Below are 18061 nucleotides of genomic sequence, written 5' to 3' on the forward strand. Positions count from 1 at the left end.
GTACGTGACCCCGCTGGTCCGCAAGCTCGCCGCCGAGAACGGCGTCGACCTGTCGACCGTCAAGGGCACCGGTGTCGGCGGACGTATCCGCAAGCAGGACGTGCTCGCCGCGGCCCAGGCTTCGAAGGCTCCCACCGCTGCAGCCCCGGCGGCTGCGGCGCCGACGGCACCGGCGAACGCCCCGGGTGTCCGCCCCGAGCTCGCGAAGCTGCGCGGCACGACCCAGAAGGTCAACCGCATCCGCCAGATCACCGCGGTCAAGACCCGCGAATCGCTGCAGAGCACCGCGCAGCTCACGCAGACCTTCGAGGTCGACGTCACCAAGATCGCTCAGCTGCGGGCGCAGGCGAAGAAGTCGTTCGCCGAACGCGAGGGCGTGAACCTCACCTTCCTGCCGTTCTTCGCGAAGGCCGTGGTCGAGGCGCTGCGGGTGCACCCGAACATCAACGCGTCCTACGACGAGGGCAAGAAGGAGATCACCTACCACGCCGCCGAGCACCTCGGCATCGCCGTGGACACCGAGCAGGGCCTGCTCTCCCCGGTGATCCACAACGCCGGTGACCTGACCCTCGGCGGCCTGGCCCGGGCGATCGTCGACATCGCCGACCGCGCCCGCAACGGTGGGCTCAAGCCCGACGAGCTGGCCGGTGGCACGTTCACGATCACCAACATCGGCAGCCAGGGCGCGCTGTTCGACACCCCGATCCTGGTGCCGCCGCAGGCGGCGATGCTCGGCACCGGCGCAATCGTCAAGCGTCCGGTCGTCGTCAAGGACGAGGCGGGCAACGAGTCGATCGGTGTGCGGTCGATGTGCTACCTGCCGATGACCTACGATCACCGCCTCATCGACGGCGCCGATGCCGGCCGCTTCCTCACCACGGTCAAGCACCGTCTCGAGGAAGGCGCGTTCGAGGCCGATCTCGGTCTGTGACCCGGTGACCCGTTCCTGCGGGTGACCGAAAGCCTCACGTAGCGGGGCGATGCCGCACCGGCATCGCCCCGCTACGGGTGTTTCCGCGACCGATCGAACCCGCCCGATAAATCGTTCCCTCGGCGAAGCGCCTCCCCTTCTGACGGCCCACCGGACGGCGTAGGGTCGACATACATGAGCAGCGCCACAGCTTCCGCCCGACTCGATTCGAATCCCGTCGTCGTTGCCCGCCTGGGGCTGATCGGTTACCTCGAAGCATGGGAGCGTCAGCGTGAACTCGCTGCCGAGCGCGCCGACGGGATCGGCGCCGACACGCTTCTCCTGCTCGAGCATCCCCCCGTCTACACCGCCGGTCGGCGCACCGAGGAAGGCGACCGGCCCAAGGACGGCACCCCGGTGATCGACGTCGACCGCGGCGGCAAGATCACCTGGCACGGGCCGGGTCAGCTCGTCGGGTACCCGATCGTGCGGCTCGCCGAGCCGATCGACGTCGTGAACTACGTGCGACGTCTCGAGCAGGCCCTGATCACCGTGTGCACCGACATGGGACTGCGGTGTGGACGCGTCGAGGGCCGTTCCGGAGTGTGGCTGCCTGCCGAACTGCGCGACGGCCGGTGGCTTCCCGAACGCAAGATCGCGGCGATCGGGATCCGGGTTCAGCGCGGCGTCGCGATGCACGGGTTCGCCCTCAACTGCAATTCCGCACTCGACGCGTTCGACTCCATCGTTCCGTGCGGCATCCGCGATGCGGGCGTCGCGTCGCTGACGGGCGAACTGGGCCGCGACGTCACCGTCGACGAGGTGACCGACGCCGTGACGACCGCGGTCGTCGATGCGCTCGACGGGAAGCTTCCGGTCACCGAGCACGACATCGAGCGGGTCACGTTCGAGCAGGCCGTCGCCGCGTCCGAGCCGCCCGCGCAGCGCCCCGAGTTCACCACCATGCGGTTCTGACGGCTTCCACGAGACGGGCCCGGCCGGGCGCTCCCCGGCCGGGCCCGGACCTTTCCCCGGGCGTACGATCGGATCCGTGACTGTGGCCCCAGAAGGACGCAAACTGCTGCGGATCGAGACCCGAAACGCGCAGACGCCGATCGAACGCAAACCGAACTGGATCAAGACCCGGGCGAAAATGGGCCCGGAATACACCGAGCTCAAGGGCCTGGTGCGCAGCGAAGGTCTGCACACGGTCTGTGAGGAAGCCGGCTGCCCCAACATCTACGAATGCTGGGAGGACCGCGAAGCGACCTTCCTCATCGGCGGCGAGCAGTGCACCCGACGCTGCGACTTCTGCCAGATCGACACCGGTAAGCCCACCGCCCTCGACCGCGACGAACCGCGCCGTGTCGCCGAGTCCGTTCAGGCGATGGGGCTGCGCTACTCGACCATCACCGGTGTCGCGCGCGACGATCTGCCCGACGGCGGCGCCTGGCTCTACGCGGAAACCGTCCGGAAGATCCACGAACTGAACCCGGGCACCGGTGTCGAGAACCTCATTCCCGACTTCAACGGCAAGCCCGAGCTTCTGCAGGAAGTGTTCGAGTCCCGTCCCGAGGTGCTCGCCCACAACGTCGAGACCGTCCCGCGGATCTTCAAGCGGATCCGCCCGGCGTTCCGCTACCAGCGTTCCCTGGATGTGATCACCGCCGCCCGCGAGTTCGGTCTGGTCACCAAGTCCAACCTGATTCTGGGCATGGGCGAGACCCCCGAGGAAGTGACCGAGGCGCTGCACGATCTGCACGACGCCGGCTGCGACATCGTGACCATCACCCAGTACCTGCGTCCGTCTCCGCGGCACCATCCGGTGGAGCGGTGGGTCAAGCCCGAGGAGTTCGTCGCGCACTCGAAGACCGCCGAGGAGATCGGCTTCGCGGGTGTGATGGCCGGACCGCTGGTGCGTTCGTCCTATCGCGCCGGTCGTCTCTACGCGCAGGCGATGGCCCATCACGGCCGCGAGTTGCCCGCGGGCCAGGCACATCTCGCCCAGGAGGGCACCGCGTCGCAGGAGGCGAGCTCGGTACTCGCCCGCTTCGGGCAGTAGCCGGAGCCGGGACCCGTGGTGGCGAGGACGCCATCACGGGGAACGTATCCTGATAAGCATGGCGAACGGCAGCAAACCCACCAAGGAAGCGAAAGCCGCGGCGAAGGCCGCGCGCAAGCAGGCATCGAAGGAGCGGCGCACGCAGCTCTGGCAGGCCTTCCAGATCCAGCGCAAAGAAGACAAGCTTCTGCTGCCGTGGATGATCGGTGTGCTCGTCGCATCGATCGTCGTGTTCTTCCTGATCGGCCTGATCTTCGGGCTGCAGTGGTTCTTCCTGCCGATCGGCATCATCGTCGGCGCGCTGCTGGCGTTCATCATCTTCGGTCGCCGCGTGCAGAAGACCGTCTACGCGAGAGCGGAGGGCCAGGCCGGTGCGGCCGCCTGGGCGCTCGACAACCTTCAGGGCGCATGGCGCGTGACCCAGGCCGTCGCCGGCACCACCCAGCTCGACGCCGTGCACCGCGTGATCGGCCGCCCCGGCGTCATCCTCGTCGGTGAGGGTTCGCCCGGCCGGGTGAAGGGTCTCATCGCGCAGGAGAAGAAGCGCGTGGCACGACTGGTCGGCGACACCCCGATCTACGAGGTCGTGGTCGGCAACGACGAGGGTCAGGTGAAGCTGTCGCAGTTGCAGAAGCATCTGTCGAAGCTGCCCCGCAACATCGATACCAAGCGCATGGATGCCATCGAGGGCCGACTGTCCGCGCTGAGCACCAAGAAGTCCGGTCCGGCGATGCCGAAGGGTCCGCTGCCTCCCGGTGCGAAGATGCGCAGCGTGCAGCGCACGATCCGCCGACGCTGACAAGAGAACGAACGAGAAGGGCCGCCCCCGATCACGGGAGCGGCCCTTCTCGTTGTGTCAGGTCGACGTTTCCGATCCGCAACGCGATTCGGAATCCGCCCAGGCTTTCGGAATTTCGCCCCAGCTGCAGTGTGAGCGACTTCGCACTCACCGCGTCGATTGCCGGGGCCGGAAAGCCCTAGCGGCTGCGTACGACGGCGGTCTGGGTGGCCCGATCCTGCAGTCCGCGGTTGTCGACGTCGGTGACCAGTGCGGGGGCGATGAACACGAGCAGCAGCTGGCGGGACAGGGCGCGGACGATGCCGACCCGCTTCGGAGCGTCGACCCGCGCGACCTGGAGGCCGGCGATGTACTGGCCGGGGGTGAACGAGAACAGCGTCACGCACAGGACGCCCACGACGAACCAGACGATCAGGGTGTAGGCGGACAGGTTCGAGCTCTCGAGCGGGTTCTCGCCGACGAGCAGCATCGCGACACCCATCGCGGTGAACCAGTCGATCATCAGAGCGAGCACGCGCTTGCCCGTGGTGGCGAGCGATCCGGGTCCGTTCTGCGGGAGTCCGAGCAACTGCCCGGGATAGTCCTGCTCGCGCTGCTGGTCCTTCGGCAGTGCCGCCGAAGGACCGGAAAGCCAACTGCCCGTCATCCGTGCCATGCGTCCAGGATAGGCTGTGGGCTGCCCTAGAAGGGCGAGCCCGTGCGCCGCCGGTGACTTCTACCACAAACTACGTCCTCACCGCAGGACGACGCGAGGTGTAACACTGGCGAAACATGGGTTTGATGGGCGGGCAACACCGAGTCCATACCGTCTGCATTCGACGCAGGCGCCCATCACACTGGCGCGCACCGACTGAAGGAGCACAAGCGTGGCGTTCACCACGGCCGAAGAGGTCATCAAGTACATCGCGGACGAAGACGTCGAGTACGTCGATATCCGCTTCACCGACCTGCCCGGCATCGAGCAGCACTTCTCGATCCCCGCGAAGGCATTCAACCAGGATGTCTTCGAGGACGGCCTGGCCTTCGACGGATCCTCCGTCCGCGGCTTCCAGTCCATCCACGAGTCGGACATGCTCCTCCTCCCCGACGTCACCACCGCGCGTATCGACCCCTTCCGCGCCGCCAAGACCCTGAACGTCAGCTTCTTCGTCCACGACCCCTTCACCCGCGAGTCCTACTCGCGCGACCCGCGCAACGTCGCTCGTAAGGCCGAGGAATACCTGATCAGCACCGGCATCGCCGACACCGCCTACTTCGGTGCCGAGGCCGAGTTCTACATCTTCGACTCCGTCTCGTACGACTCGAAGATGAACGGCGCGTTCTACGAGCTCGACTCGATCTCCGGCTCCTGGAACACCGGCGCCGAGTACAACGCCGACGGCACCCCGAACCGCGGTTACAAGGTGCGCCCGAAGGGTGGCTACTTCCCGGTCGCCCCGTACGACCACTACGTCGACCTGCGTGACGAGATCTCCACCAACCTGCAGCTCGCCGGCTTCGAGCTCGAGCGCGGCCACCACGAGGTGGGCACCGGCGGCCAGGCCGAGATCAACTACAAGTTCAACACCCTGCTCGCCGCGGCCGACGACCTGCAGCTGTTCAAGTACATCGTCAAGAACACCGCGTGGAAGAACGGCAAGACCGCCACCTTCATGCCGAAGCCGCTCTTCGGTGACAACGGCTCGGGCATGCACGTCCACCAGTCGCTGTGGAAGGACGGCAAGCCGCTGTTCCACGACGAGGCCGGCTACGCGGGCCTGTCGGACGTCGCCCGCTGGTACATCGGCGGCATCCTGCACCACGCGCCGTCGCTGCTCGCCTTCACGAACCCGACGATCAACTCGTACCACCGCCTGGTGCCGGGCTACGAGGCTCCGATCAACCTCGTGTACAGCCAGCGCAACCGCTCCGCCGCGGTCCGCATCCCGATCACCGGCAACAACCCGAAGGCCAAGCGCCTCGAGTTCCGCGCGCCGGACTCCTCGGGCAACCCGTACCTGAACTTCGCCGCGCAGATGATGGCCGGCCTGGACGGCATCAAGAACAAGATCGAGCCGATGGCTCCGGTCGACAAGGACCTCTACGAGCTCCCGCCGGAGGAGGCCAAGAACATCCCGCAGGCTCCGACGTCCCTCAACGCGGTCATCGACCGTCTCGAGCAGGACCACGAGTACCTCACCGAGGGCGGCGTGTTCACCACCGACCTGATCGAGACCTGGATCTCGCTCAAGCGCGAGCAGGAGATCGCTCCGGTCAACCTGCGTCCGCACCCCTACGAGTTCCAGCTGTACTTCGACTGCTGAGCCGCGTAGGTCGCTGACCGCAGCACTTCACGAATCGGTCCGTTCGCCCTCCGTGGGCGAGCGGACCGATTCGCTTTTGCGGGCCCATCGGTCCGCACAGGATCGAATCGGGTCAAGGGCGACATGAAGGAGTTCGAGCACTTCATCGAATCGAGGCTCGGAGACCGGTGACGAGCGTCGACCGACGCTCACGGAACGTAGAACGTGGCGACCCCGGGCGTGACCACTCCCCCGGCGGACGAGGTGAGGACGACGACGACCTGCCCCGGGCCCGTCGCCACGGTCGCTGCGGCCGGGATTCCGTTCAGCCCGTCCGACAGCCGGGCGGTGCCGGATGCCCCGGTCGACAGGTTCAGCCACCGCACGTCGGCCATGAGAATGCACCCCCAACCGTCTGCCTTGCCGCCGGTGATCGTCACCGAGCCGGGCTGTTCGCCGACCACCGCGACGCATCGGATCGCGGGGAACGTCGAAGCTGCCGTTCGGGTTTCCGAACGGTGCCGGATCGATCCGGAAGGGAACGGTGTCCGCTGCGGAGGCAGAAGCCGCCGGCAGCAGAACCGCACCGGCCACGGCGGCGGCGCAAACAGTCAGGCGGGACACGAGTTTCATCACAGCTGCCATCTTTCACCGAAGACGACCGCACGAAAGAAGGATCCACCCACTCCGATTCCGGAGTGGGCGGATCCTTTCGGCGCGTGCCGCTTTCTGGACGAGCTCGGCTACACGAGCTCGGGTTCCGGCTCGGGCGTGCGCTCCGCCGCCTTCTGTTCCGCTCTCAGTCGCTGTCCGAGGACCGACTTGCGGCGACCGTACGCGAAGTACACCACCACACCGATGGCCATCCAGGCGACGAACCGGATCCAGGTCTCGACGGACAGGTTCAGCATCAGCCAGCCGCACGCGAGCACCGCGAGGATCGGCACCAGCGGCACCATCGGGACGCGGAAACCGCGGGGCAGGTCCGGACGGATCCGGCGGAGAACCATGACACCGATGCACACGAGCACGAACGCGAACAGCGTGCCGATGTTGACCATCTCCTCGAGCACACCCATCGGGAACACCGCGGCGAGGACGGCGACGACTGCACCGACGACCAGGGTGATGCGCACCGGGACGCCCTTGTGGTTCGTGGTGGCCAGCTTCTTCGGCATGAGGCCGTCACGCGACATCGCGAACAGCACCCGGGTCTGGCCCAGCATCATCACCATCACGACCGTGGTGAGGCCGGCGAGGCCGCCGATGTTGATGGCCATCTGCGCCCACGTGATGCCGTGTGCCTCGAACGCGGTGGCCAGAGTGGCGCTGCCGTCACCCACGAGGGCGCTGCCGGTCCGCAGGTCGGTGTACTTGACCATGCCGGTGAGCACCAGGGTGACGCCGACGTAGAGGACGGTGACGATGGCGAGCGATCCGAGGATGCCGCGCGGAAGCGACTTCTGCGGGTTCTTCGTTTCCTCGGCGGTGGTGGCGACGACGTCGAATCCGATGAAGGCGAAGAACACCAGGCTCGCCGCGGCGAGGAGGCCGTACCAGCCGTAGGTGCTGCCACCGGCGCCGGTGAGCGCCGAGAACAGGGACTGGTGGACGCCGGTCGCGGTGGTCTGCGATTCCTCGGCCTGCGGAATGTACGGCGCGTAGTTGCTCGCCTTGATGTAGAAGACGCCGACGGCGATCACGAGCAGCACGACCGCGACCTTGATGGCGGTGACGACCGCGGACACCCGCGAGGACACCTTGGTACCGACGGCCAGGATGACGGTGATGACACCGACGATGACCAGCGCGCCCCAGTCGAATGCGAGGGGCCCGAGGTGCATCGTGGTCTGTTCACTGCCGCCGAACAATCCGCCGAGATACATGGACCACCCCTTCGCGACCACGGCGGATGCCAGGGCGAATTCGAGGATCAGGTCCCAGCCGATGATCCAGGCGACGAACTCGCCGAACGTCGCGTACGAGAAGGTGTAGGCGCTGCCGGCGACGGGAACCGTCGAGGCGAATTCCGCGTAACAGAGGGCGGCGAGGCCACAGGTGATCGCGGCGAGGACGAAGGCCAGCGAGATCGAGGGGCCGGCCACGTTTCCGGCAGTGCGTGCGGTGAGGGTGAAGATGCCGGCGCCGACCACGACGGCGACACCGAATACGGTCAGATCTTTCGCGGTGAGCTCACGCTTGAGCCTCGAACCGGGTTCGTCGGTGTCCGCGATCGATTGCTCTACTGATTTGGTGCGCCAGATGCCGACTCCGGGCATGTTGTGCTCCTCGGTGTGGGTTGTATTGCCCCATGGGGACCTCGTGGGTAGCCCGGGACGTTCTCTCACAGATGGCGCTTCATGGTGCGTCGATAAGGGATTCTGTGAGCATTTCTATGCAGCAATCATGGCACTGGTGAGATTGGTGTCAATATCTTCTTGAACAGCTATGCACTATGCTCAACTAGTGACCCGCATCACAGTCGAAAGGATGTCACCGTGCTCAGTCTCGACCGTCTCGACGCGGCCCTGCTCGCCGAGCTCACCGACAACCCTCGCGCCGGGATCGTCGACCTGTCGGCGAAGCTCGGCGTCGCACGCAACACCGTCCAGTCGCGCATCCGGAAGCTCGAGGAGTCGGGAGCCGTGACGGGATACCGGCCGGTCGTCGACCTGCCGAAGCTGGGCCTGCCCCTGCAGGCGTTCATCGGCGCCGAGCTGGTCCAGGCCCGCATGGGCCACGTGATCGCCGAACTGGAACGGTTCCCCGAGGTGCTCGAGGTCCACGCGACCACGGGCCGGGAGGACCTGCTGATCCGCATGGCGGCCCAGTCGCAGGAGAATCTGCTGCAGGTGCTCGAACGCATCCACTCGATCGAAGGCGTCGCACACACCACCACGACGCTGGCCCTGACGACCCCGGTGGCGTACCGGACGCAGCCCCTGCTCGATCAGCTCACCCGCGGTGCCGGACACGGCCGTTCGACGCCGGTCGCGGACCTTCCCTGACGGCGACACACGGACGGACACAACGAGGCAGGGGAGCCGCCGTAGCGACTCCCCTGCCTCTGTTTCGTATTACCTACGCTGCGTCGATGCGCTGCTCCGCGATCCGGTTCGCGGCGGCGCCGAGCCCGGTGCCCAGAACCCGTGCCATCTCGAAGATCTCGGAGGTGCGGTCGAAAATCGCCTCGACGTCGGAACGCACGGCCGCCGCGTCGAAACCGTCGACCTCCCCCGCCACCTGAATCAGGCCGCCGGCGTTGGCGACGTAGTCGGGCACCCACGTGATACCGCGCTCCCCCAGCAGGTTTTCGATCTCGGGGGCCGCGAGCTGGTTGTTCGCAGCGCCGCACACGAGCCGCGCGTCCAGGGACCGGGCCGTGACGGACGAGAGCGTGCCGCCCAGCGCACACGGTGCGTACACGTCCAGCGGCGCCTCGACGACACTGTCGGCGACCCGCACGTTCGGGAAGTCCGAGACGACACGTTCGATCGCAGCGGGATTCACGTCGGAGACCACCACGTGGGCGCCGTCCGCGGCGAGCAGGCCGACGAGCGAGTAGCCGACCTTGCCGAGACCCTCGACACCGACGACGCGTCCGTCGAGACTCGGTGCACCACAGACATTTTCGGCACCGGCACGCATCGCCTGGAACACGCCGAGCGCGGTGAGCGGGGAGCTGTCCCCGGATCCACCGGCCGCGACGGTCCGGCCGACCGCGTGGGCGGTGTGACGGCCCACGACATCGAGGTCGGAGGCGAAGGTTCCCACGTCTGCGGCGGTGATGTACCGGCCGCCGAGGGAGTCGACGAACCGGCCGTACGCGGCGAGCAGCGCCTCGGTCTTGACGGTGGTCGGGTCGCCGATGATCACGGCCTTGCCGCCACCGAGGTTGACGCCGGACACCGCGGCCTTGTAGGTCATTCCTCGCGAGAGGCGCAGCACGTCGTCGAGCGCCTGCCGTTCGTCGGCGTACGGGTAGAAACGGGTTCCGCCGAGCGCGGGTCCGAGTGCGGTGGAGTGGATCGCGATGATCGCGCGGAGCCCGGTCGCGGCGTCCTCACAGAACACGACCTGTTCGTGCGGGCGATCCGACAGATTGCGGGACCGGCCGAAGACTCCTGCTGCGGTGTCCTCGAGGGGGCGGATGACGGTGGGGGTGCTCACGCGACGGATTCCTTTCGGGCGGTGGAGATCTGGGAGGTTTCGGGGGTTTGTGCCGACGGGGCGTAGACGCCGAGTTCGGCGAGCTGCGTGCGGTAGCGCTCGATCGAGCGCAGCTTGACGTCCTCGTACCCGCGGACGGTGTCGGCCAGGTCCGCGATGCGGACCGCGCGGTCGTAGGTGTCCTCGTTCAGGTCTGCGGCGAGACCCAGGACGGTGTCGGTGTAGTGCGCGAGCAGCTCGCGTTCGACCTTGCGCACGTGGGCGTAGCCGAAGGGATCGAGCCGGGTTCCGCGCAGTCGCTTGCCCTTCGCCAGAAGACGCAGTGCCACATGGGTTCTGGGCCCGAAGCCGACCTTCTTCTTGCGGCCGAGTGCCCGGAGGACCGGCGGGTGCAGGCGATAGGTCAGGTCCGCCCCGTCGGGCACCTGCGCGTTCACCTCGTCCAGGAAGGCCGGATCGACGAGCATCCGTGCGACCTCGTATTCGTCCTTGTACGCGGTGAACTTGAACAGGCCGCGGGCGACCGCCTCGGAGAAGGCGGTGCGGTCGGTGGCGCGACGCTCGGCCTCCCAGACGGACTGCACCTGCTCGATGTACCGGGCGGCCAGACGGCGGCCCTGGTAGTCGATCAGCGCGGCAGCACGGATCCGGACCAGACGCAGCACCTCACCGTCGAACGTCGTCCCGGCCAGCAGCTCCTCCGGGACGACGGTCTCGGAGCGCTGCGCGCGGACCGGCTCGGTCGCCGCGGCGAACGCGTCGGGGTCGGCGACGGCCGCACGTCCCCAGCGGAACGCCGCGATGTTCGCCGCGACCGCGACACCGTTGAGCTCGATGGCCTCCTCGATGGCCTCGGCCGGGATCGGCAGGCCGCCCAGCTGATGGGCGGCACCGACGACGAGGAAGTTCGCGGCGGCGGTGTTCCCGAACAGGGCCTGTGCGGCGGCGAGGGCGTCGAACGAGGCGAGCCGGGCGGTGGCCTCCTCGAGCCGCGACAGCAGCTGCGCCTCGTCGGGGTGGCGGATCGACCGGTCGTACACCATGTCACCGGTGGGGGTGCGGCTCGTCGACGCGACCGCGACGGTGGTGGCCGCATCGGCGTAGGCGAGGTTCTTCGCGTCGGCAGCGGTGAGCAGGTCGAGGGCCAGCAGGCAGGACGCACCGCCGGTGCCGACGCGATTGCCGGGTTCGAGCTCGTCGGGGGCGAACCGCAGGTGCGACACCACCGGTCCGGCCTTCTGGCTCATCCCGATCTGGTCGAGGGATTCGACCTCGAAGCCGGCGCGCATCGCCGCGGTCGCGAGGACCTGGTTGACGGTGACGATGCCGGTTCCGCCGATACCGGCGAGGAACACGTTGCGGGTGCCGGCGACCGCGGTCTCGACGTCGGGCACGGCGGGCGGCGTGGGTGCGGTGCGCTTCTTGGCCTTGCGGGTGGGGTCGATCTCGACGGTGACGAACGACGGGCAGTCGCCGTCGAGGCACGAGTAGTCGGTGTTGCAGGAGGTCTGGTCGATGCGGGTCTTGGAACCGAACTCGGTGTCGACGGGCTGCACCGACAGGCAGTTGCTCTTGACGCCGCAGTCGCCGCAGCCTTCGCACACCGCTTCGTTGATCACGACACGGGTCGTGCGGGTCGGCAGGGTGCCGCGCTTGCGCTGACGTCGCGCGTCGGCGGCGCAGTGCTGGTCGTAGATGAGCACGGTGACGCCGGGAACGTCGCGCAGCACGCGTTGCGCTTCGTCGAGGCGGTCGCGGTGCCAGACCGTCACGCCGCGGGCGAGCTTGCGCTTGCGATGCCGCTTCGGTTCGTCGGAGCAGATGATGATCTGCTTGACGCCTTCGGTGGTGAGCTTGTGGGTGAGCGCGGGAATGGTCAGCGCGCCCTCGGCGTCCTGCGCACCGGTCATGGCGACGACGTCGTTGTAGAGCAGCTTGAAGGTGATGTTCACGCCGGCGGCGACACACGCCTGGACGGCGAGCTGCCCGGAGTGGAAATACGTTCCGTCACCGAGGTTCTGGAACATGTGGCCGACGTCGGTGAACGGGGCCTGCCCGATCCACTGGGTGCCCTCACCGCCCATCTGGGTCAGGCCGGTGACCGCACTGTCGGCGCGGCCGGACATCGTGACGAGCGCGTGGCAGCCGATGCCGCCGCCGCCGATCGACCCTTCCGGCAGCGCGGTGGAACGGTTGTGCGGGCAACCGCTGCAGAAGTAGGGGGTCCGGGTGGCCGAGAGCACCTCGAGCGGGAGTTGCGGCAGCGGCGCGGGACCGAGGTCCACGTGCCCCTTCAGCACGCGGCGCAGCGGCCCGCGGATCCGGCCGGCGGTCAGTTCGCCGTCCACCGGGACGAGTCGCCGTCCGTCGGCGTCTTTCTTGCCGACGATGACCGGCGCCGATTCGGTTCCGTAGAGGATCTCGCGGATCTGGGTTTCGACGAAGGCGGTCTTGTCCTCGACGACGACGATGCGCTCGAGCCCGTCGGCGAACTCGCGGACCAGGTCGGGTCCGATCGGGTACGGCATGCCGATGCGCATCAGCCGGATTCCGGCCTTGTGCAGGTCGGCGTCGGTGACGGACAGGTCGAGCAGGGCCTGACGCAGCGCGTCGAAGGTGGTGCCGGTGGCAACGAGGCCGATGCGGGCGTGGGCGGGGTCGACCTCGATGACGTCGAGCGCGTTGGCCTTGCCGTAGGCCTGGACCATCGCCCAGCGCGGCCCGTACAGGTCCGCTTCGGCGATCACACTGTCGACCGGCGCGGCCATCGGGCGCTGCTTGTAGACGAACGGCTTCCCTTCCCAAGAGATTTCGGGAACGGTGATCTCGGTGTCCGCGACCGACCCGTCGACGCTCCAGGCGCCGTCGGCGACATCGGCGACGATCTTGAGGGCGACGACGCAACCGGAGGCCCGCGAGAGGGCGACGCCGTGCAGGCCCATCGAGACGATCTCGGCGGCGTTGCGCGGGAACAGCACCGGGATGCCGAGGGCGGCCAGGGACCGCTCGCTCACGGCGGGCACGGTCGAGGACTTGGACGCGGGGTCGTCACCGACCATCAGCAGCACGCCGCCGGTGGGCGAGACGCCGTACATGTTGGCGTGCCGGAGCGCGTCGGTGGCGCGGTCGAGGCCGGGACCCTTGCCGTACCAGACGCCGACGACGCCGTCGTGGGTCGGCGTGCCCGCTCCGAGGTCCGCCTGGCTGCCCCACACCGCCGTCGCGGCGAGTTCCTCGTTGAACCCCGGGGTGAACGTGATGTCGTGTTCGGCGAGCACCTTCGGCATGCCGTGCAGCAACTTGTCCAGGCCGCCGAGCGGGCTTCCGGGATACCCGGAGACGAAGGTCGCCACGCGACGGCCCTCGCGGATGTCCCGCACATGCTGTTCGACGAGCTGCCGGGCAATGGCCTGCACACCCGTGAGCAGGACCGTCCCGGAGCCGGAGCGGTATCGGTCGTTCAGATCGTAGGGAAGGCTGTCGCTTTCACGGACCGCGATCTCGGTCATCGCACACCACCGTTCCTTTGCGACATCCGTTGTGCAGTGTCGCTCGAATCACATCAATTGGTGCAGCAATAATCTCCATTCCTGATTTAATCCGTCAACAGCAGAGAGAACAACTGAGCATTTTGCTCGATTGTGACGCATACCACACCCTCGTGGTGGTCACGGTGCTCAGAGTGCTACCGGGCGACGCCCAGGGCGTCCAGCGTCGAGGAGAGCCGTTCGAGGACCCGCACCGTCTCGGCGAAGCCCTCGGCACCGAGCGCGCCGGCGAGTCGCGCGGCCAGTTCGGCGTGTGCCGGACCGATGCGTTCGATCGCCGCGCGGCCCGCTTCCGTGGGTGCGACCAACTTGGCCCGGCGGTGCGCCGGGTTCGGGGCGTACTCCGCGAGCCCCTGGTCGACGAGCAGATCCGCGATGCGCTGTACCGACTGCCGCGTGATACCCATCGCGCGAGCGATTCCGGCGACCGGAAGCGGTTCGCGCAGGACAGCGCCGAGCACCTGCCAGCGCGCCGCGGTCAAGCCTGCCGGTTTCGCGAGTTCCTCTGCAGCCGAGAGGAATTGGCCGTTGAGACGGAAGACGTTCAGCGCGGCCCGGCTGAGCAGCTCCTGATCGGCACCGCTCACCGGTCGCCGCCCGCCGCCTGTTCGGCCGCCTCGAGGACGGGGAAGGCGGAGGCGTCGGAGTCGTGGAACAGCCGGTACCACGCGTCGAGCACCTCACCCTCGTACACGCCGAGAAGGCCGAGGATCTCGCGGGCGAAGGCCACCGGTTCGGTGCCACCGGCGGTGACGAGGATGCCGTCGGTGACGGCATCCGCCTCGACGTAGCGACCCGCTCCCCCGTAGCCGGTGGCATCGAGGTAGAAGGACACGTTGCTGGTGTGATCGCGGTCGTCGAGCAGGCCTTCGCGGGCGAGCCCTGCGGTGGCGCCGCAGATCGCCGCGACGGGCACGCCGGCGTCGAGGAATTCGCGGGCGAGGCGCGAATACGGCGCCAGTTCGTCGCCGGTGTCCCACAGGTCGGCCCCGGGAAGCACGAGCAGGGCGGCGTCGCCGGCAGCGACCTCGTCGAGGGCCAGATCCGGGACGATGCGGATGCCGGCCATGGTCGTGACCGGCTCGCGGCTCGGCCCGACGGCCCGGATCGTGTAGCCGGCGCGGGCCAGGTGAGCGACGGCGTGGCCGGTCTCCCAGTCGGCCAGGGTGTCGTAGACGGCGAGGAACACGGTGCCGAGCGTGGCTGTCATGGCAACCTCCGGTGTCGTTCGTTCTATGCCAGCATCCTGTCAATTCGACAGTGTACTGTCAATAACGAGTTGCCGAAGTCGCCACCACCTCCACAGACCGGGGGGTACGATTTGTGACGTAACGCACATTCGTCGCAACGGCCCGCGACGAATACATCCCGATGAGCTACACCCGATGAGCACCGGATCGCGTCCACACCTCGGCGGCCACGTCGACCGGCGTGACCCGATCCTTCCGTGCGCATCCGGCTCGCCGCACAGCGCGGGGCACTGCGGCGACCCGTCCCGTCGCCCGGCTTTCGTGGCCGGGTCCGCATTTCGATCCGGCATCGTCTCCGGAAGGACGTCGTCATGCGCAGAACCCTGACCGCCGCGGTTCTCGCGGCCACCACCGCACTCACCCTCGGCACCGGAGTTGCATCCGCCGAGTGGTTGTACGAGGACATCCTCGTCGTCGGAATCCCCAACGTCGTCGGCATGAGCGAGCAGGATGCCGTCGCCACCCTCGAATCGCAGGGCATCCCGTACACCATCACCAACAAGTCCGGCAGCGCGCTGACCGTGTGCAACGTCACCGAGCAGCGGGACAAGGGTTTCCGCACGGAGATCCGCCCCGAGTGGGATTCGTGGGACCAGGAGTGGGACTTCGTCGAATACAAGATCTGGCGGGGCCTCGGTCTCACCGTCGTCTGTAACTGACGGGCGCACGCGACATTTGCAGCGTCGGCAGCACACCGCTGCCGACGCCCTGTGTCGTGGGCAGCTTGCCTGGGTGAGTGGGTTAGGTTTACCTTTACTACTTAAGGTTCCCCTTATTCGGACGAACCCGGCGAGCCCGGCCCGCGACCCAGTCGCGGAGACCGGACCCGTGCCCCGGAAGCCAACACCAGGAAGCAACAGTGCCCCAATCGAACCGGCCGCCCTCCACCATCGACGAGCCCACCGCGATCGCCGCTGTCCTGCACGTGACGATGGGCACCGAAAACCTCGCCGGTGAACCCGGAACCGGACCCCGCGTCGGCCAGGTCGACGTCTACAACCTCCCCCACGTCGACCTCACGACAGTGCGGGGCCTGATCATCGGCGGCGGTGTCGACCAGATCTTCCTCGAGCGCAACCGCGATCTGCTCATCGGGTTCGTCACCCGCGGCGGCCGCATCGCCGTCATGGGTCACGCGTTGACGGATTTCCTTCCCGGGCTGGGGGTGTGGCGCAAGCTCGCCTACACCGGCCCGAAGGACCTCGCGATCACGCTCGGCGATCCGCACCCTGTGTGGGACGGTGTCGATCCCGCCGACCTGAGTTCCCGTAAGGGCGTCACCGGCTTCTACGCGCGCGGCTACGTCGACAAGATTCCCGACGATGCGATCGTCACGACCCGCATCGGCCGGCACGCATTGCCGCTCGACTTCGTCTATCCGCTCGGCGACGGCCAGGTGCTCGTCCACGGCGGGAACGACCTGACCGGCTGGAAGAACGACCCGAACACGTCCGCGCGGATGACCCCGCAACTGATCGATTGGCTGACGCAGCGATGAGCACCGCCGAACCCTTCTCCCGCACCGACATCGCACCCCTGCGGAGCCGGCGCCTGGCCATCGTCCACGGCGGGTCCTACCCCCATCTGCAGACGATGAAGGACCCGGCGGTGCTCGCCTACCAGCCGGACTTCCACTACCTGGCCGACCTCGCCGACGGCGATCTCGACGGCTACTCGACGGTGATCGTCGCCGACCGGTTGCATCCCGGACTCGTCGCACGCCATGCCGATCGGTTCCGCGCGGTCGCCGAGCGCGGCGACACGCTCGTCGTCCTCGGCGAGAACGGCGTCCACACCTGGCTTCCCGGCGTCGAATGGGAACCGCGGCCGACGAACTTCTGGTGGTGGCTCCACGGTGAGGACCCGCTGATCCGTACCCGCAGCCACGACCACGGGGCATGGGCGTACCTGAGCACCAAATCCGTCATCTGGCATCACCACGGGCTGCTCCGCACCCAAGCGGACGTGGTGCCGCTCGTGGTCTCCGAGGAACCCGATGCCGAGGGCAATCCGCACGACGCGGGCATGATGCTCTACGAGGACACCACTTCGACTGCGGGCCGCCTGATCGTCACGACTCTCGATCCGACGTACCACCACGGCAGCAACTTCATGCCGGGCGCGACGCGGTTCCTGTACTCGCTGTTGCGCTGGGTCGACAACACCTGACGCTCTACGCACGAACGGGCCCGCCACCGCACTGCGGTGGCGGGCCTGTCGGGTTCAGCCCGCGTTCTCTTTCAGGGTGTGGGCGACAAGGGCATTGGCGTGTCCGTGGCCCATGCCGTGGTCGGCCTTGAGCCAGTTCACCAATTCCATGTGCTTGGTCAGATCCGACTCGCGGATCATCGCCTTCCACTCCTCGATCGGGCGACCGTATTTCTTCTCGATCGACGGAAAGTACGATTCCGGGCCTTTCGCCTTCTCGGTCATGGGCGCAGATTAGCGGGACCGTCCGACACCGTCCGCCCGATCGGTGAAATCGACCGCGGTGCGCGTCAGTTCACGATGTCGTAGACCTCGTCCGCGGGTGCGGCGAGCAGCCGGTCGGCCATCTCCTGCTTGAGCACGGTCAGGCGTGCTTCCTCGTCGTCGGTGCGGTCGGCCTTGCGCCCGAGGGTGATGAATTCGTCGGTGACGAAGCCGTCGCGGATCTCGAGCCGCACGGTCCGGTCGAGGTAGGTCAGCACGAACACGTACCGCTCCAGCGTCTGCCCGCGGTCGCGGCGCTCGAGTTCCGCGTCGACGGTGAACCGTCCGTCGGTCACGGCCCGGGTCACCGCCTCGAACGTGTCGCACACGCCGGGACCGCGGTGCGCGGTGGCGACGGTGATCTCGCGGCGCTCCGCGGGCGCGTCGGGACTCAGCACCGGCAGCGCACGCTCGAGGACCTTCACCGCGTGTGCAACTCCGCCCGGGAATCCCGGGCCGTGGTACTTCATGACGTCGTCGACGGTGAAATCGATGACGGTGCCGTTCTCGGCGACGGTGATGGTTTCGGACATCGGGACATCTCCTGGTGTGAGTCGGGTTGCAACAG

The 18061-nt window shown here is 67.7% G+C and carries 17 protein-coding genes and 1 pseudogene; 9 read left to right on the top strand and 9 right to left on the bottom strand.

What is annotated here, in order from left to right:
* From sucB to ACN675_RS12655, 4 genes are all read left to right on the top strand, one after another.
* Positions 1 to 931 (top strand): 2-oxoglutarate dehydrogenase, E2 component, dihydrolipoamide succinyltransferase (gene sucB / locus ACN675_RS12640; protein WP_420751166.1); only part of this gene is annotated, 931 nt, incomplete at its 5' end.
* A gap of 174 nt (positions 932 to 1105) precedes the next feature.
* Positions 1106 to 1885 (top strand): lipoyl(octanoyl) transferase LipB, encoded by a 780-nt coding sequence (lipB, locus tag ACN675_RS12645; protein WP_420751167.1) that lies wholly within the window; start codon positions 1106 to 1108, stop codon positions 1883 to 1885.
* 76 nt (positions 1886 to 1961) lie between these two features.
* Entirely contained in the window at positions 1962 to 2972 is a 1011-nt protein-coding gene (gene lipA / locus ACN675_RS12650; RefSeq protein WP_197251010.1) for a lipoyl synthase, read from the top strand.
* Between the two features lie 58 nt (positions 2973 to 3030).
* Positions 3031 to 3771, top strand: a complete 741-nt coding sequence (locus tag ACN675_RS12655; RefSeq protein WP_420751168.1) for a DUF4191 domain-containing protein — start codon at positions 3031 to 3033, stop codon at positions 3769 to 3771.
* A gap of 178 nt (positions 3772 to 3949) precedes the next feature.
* On the opposite strand, the gene ACN675_RS12660 is transcribed toward ACN675_RS12655, so the two are convergent.
* On the bottom strand, positions 3950 to 4426 hold the full coding sequence (locus ACN675_RS12660; protein ID WP_420751169.1) for an RDD family protein: 477 nt from the start codon (positions 4424 to 4426) through the stop codon (positions 3950 to 3952).
* A 211-nt stretch (positions 4427 to 4637) separates the two neighbouring features.
* Here ACN675_RS12660 and glnA point away from each other — a divergent pair, with 211 nt between their 5' ends.
* Positions 4638 to 6074 carry a type I glutamate--ammonia ligase gene (gene glnA, locus ACN675_RS12665; protein ID WP_420751170.1) on the top strand — a complete coding sequence of 479 codons (1437 nt, stop codon included), beginning with the start codon at positions 4638 to 4640 and terminating at the stop codon, positions 6072 to 6074.
* A gap of 188 nt (positions 6075 to 6262) precedes the next feature.
* On the opposite strand, the pseudogene ACN675_RS12670 reads toward glnA, so the two are convergent.
* Positions 6263 to 6686 (bottom strand): annotated as a pseudogene (locus ACN675_RS12670) (hypothetical protein).
* 110 nt (positions 6687 to 6796) lie between these two features.
* Positions 6797 to 8332 carry an amino acid permease gene (locus tag ACN675_RS12675; protein ID WP_420751171.1) on the bottom strand — a complete coding sequence of 512 codons (1536 nt, stop codon included), beginning with the start codon at positions 8330 to 8332 and terminating at the stop codon, positions 6797 to 6799.
* Between the two features lie 219 nt (positions 8333 to 8551).
* On the opposite strand from ACN675_RS12675, the gene ACN675_RS12680 reads away from it, so the two are divergent.
* The gene (locus tag ACN675_RS12680) at positions 8552 to 9061 is read left to right on the top strand and encodes an Lrp/AsnC family transcriptional regulator (RefSeq protein ID WP_248673618.1); all 510 of its coding nucleotides are present in this window, start codon (positions 8552 to 8554) and stop codon (positions 9059 to 9061) included.
* Positions 9062 to 9134: 73 nt separating this feature from the next.
* Here ACN675_RS12680 and ACN675_RS12685 read toward each other — a convergent pair whose 3' ends face one another.
* The 4 genes from ACN675_RS12685 to ACN675_RS12700 all read right to left on the bottom strand — a co-directional run bounded on the left by ACN675_RS12685 (position 9135) and on the right by ACN675_RS12700 (position 14981).
* Positions 9135 to 10223 carry a Glu/Leu/Phe/Val family dehydrogenase gene (locus ACN675_RS12685; protein WP_420751172.1) on the bottom strand — a complete coding sequence of 363 codons (1089 nt, stop codon included), beginning with the start codon at positions 10221 to 10223 and terminating at the stop codon, positions 9135 to 9137.
* Positions 10220 to 13732, bottom strand: a complete 3513-nt coding sequence (locus ACN675_RS12690; RefSeq protein WP_420751173.1) for an indolepyruvate ferredoxin oxidoreductase family protein — start codon at positions 13730 to 13732, stop codon at positions 10220 to 10222. Before ACN675_RS12690 ends, ACN675_RS12685 begins: the two co-directional genes overlap by 4 nt.
* Positions 13733 to 13908: 176 nt before the next feature.
* Complete coding sequence (locus ACN675_RS12695) at positions 13909 to 14358, bottom strand: MarR family winged helix-turn-helix transcriptional regulator (protein WP_420751174.1); 450 nt, start codon at positions 14356 to 14358, stop codon at positions 13909 to 13911.
* Entirely contained in the window at positions 14355 to 14981 is a 627-nt protein-coding gene (locus tag ACN675_RS12700) for a DJ-1/PfpI family protein (protein WP_420751175.1), read from the bottom strand. Before ACN675_RS12700 ends, ACN675_RS12695 begins: the two co-directional genes overlap by 4 nt.
* A gap of 351 nt (positions 14982 to 15332) precedes the next feature.
* Between ACN675_RS12700 and ACN675_RS12705 the strand changes: the two genes are divergently transcribed.
* The 3 genes from ACN675_RS12705 to ACN675_RS12715 all read left to right on the top strand — a co-directional run bounded on the left by ACN675_RS12705 (position 15333) and on the right by ACN675_RS12715 (position 17190).
* Complete coding sequence (locus ACN675_RS12705) at positions 15333 to 15680, top strand: PASTA domain-containing protein (protein WP_420751176.1); 348 nt, start codon at positions 15333 to 15335, stop codon at positions 15678 to 15680.
* Between the two features lie 200 nt (positions 15681 to 15880).
* Positions 15881 to 16519 carry a hypothetical protein gene (locus ACN675_RS12710; protein WP_420751177.1) on the top strand — a complete coding sequence of 213 codons (639 nt, stop codon included), beginning with the start codon at positions 15881 to 15883 and terminating at the stop codon, positions 16517 to 16519.
* On the top strand, positions 16516 to 17190 hold the full coding sequence (locus ACN675_RS12715; protein ID WP_420751178.1) for a hypothetical protein: 675 nt from the start codon (positions 16516 to 16518) through the stop codon (positions 17188 to 17190). The genes ACN675_RS12710 and ACN675_RS12715 overlap by 4 nt, the downstream gene beginning before the upstream one ends.
* A 54-nt stretch (positions 17191 to 17244) precedes the next feature.
* Here ACN675_RS12715 and ACN675_RS12720 read toward each other — a convergent pair whose 3' ends face one another.
* Positions 17245 to 17454, bottom strand: coding sequence for a DUF4287 domain-containing protein (locus ACN675_RS12720; RefSeq protein WP_420751179.1), 210 nt, complete (start codon positions 17452 to 17454; stop codon positions 17245 to 17247).
* A 65-nt stretch (positions 17455 to 17519) separates the two neighbouring features.
* A complete protein-coding gene (locus ACN675_RS12725; RefSeq protein WP_420751180.1) occupies positions 17520 to 18026 on the bottom strand; it encodes a hypothetical protein in 507 nt (168 codons plus the stop codon).
* Between the last annotated feature and the right edge of the window lie 35 nt (positions 18027 to 18061).

Origin of the sequence: Rhodococcus sp. O3 (genome assembly GCF_048897285.1) — a bacterium.
Taxonomy (GTDB): Bacteria; Actinomycetota; Actinomycetes; order Mycobacteriales; family Mycobacteriaceae; genus Rhodococcus.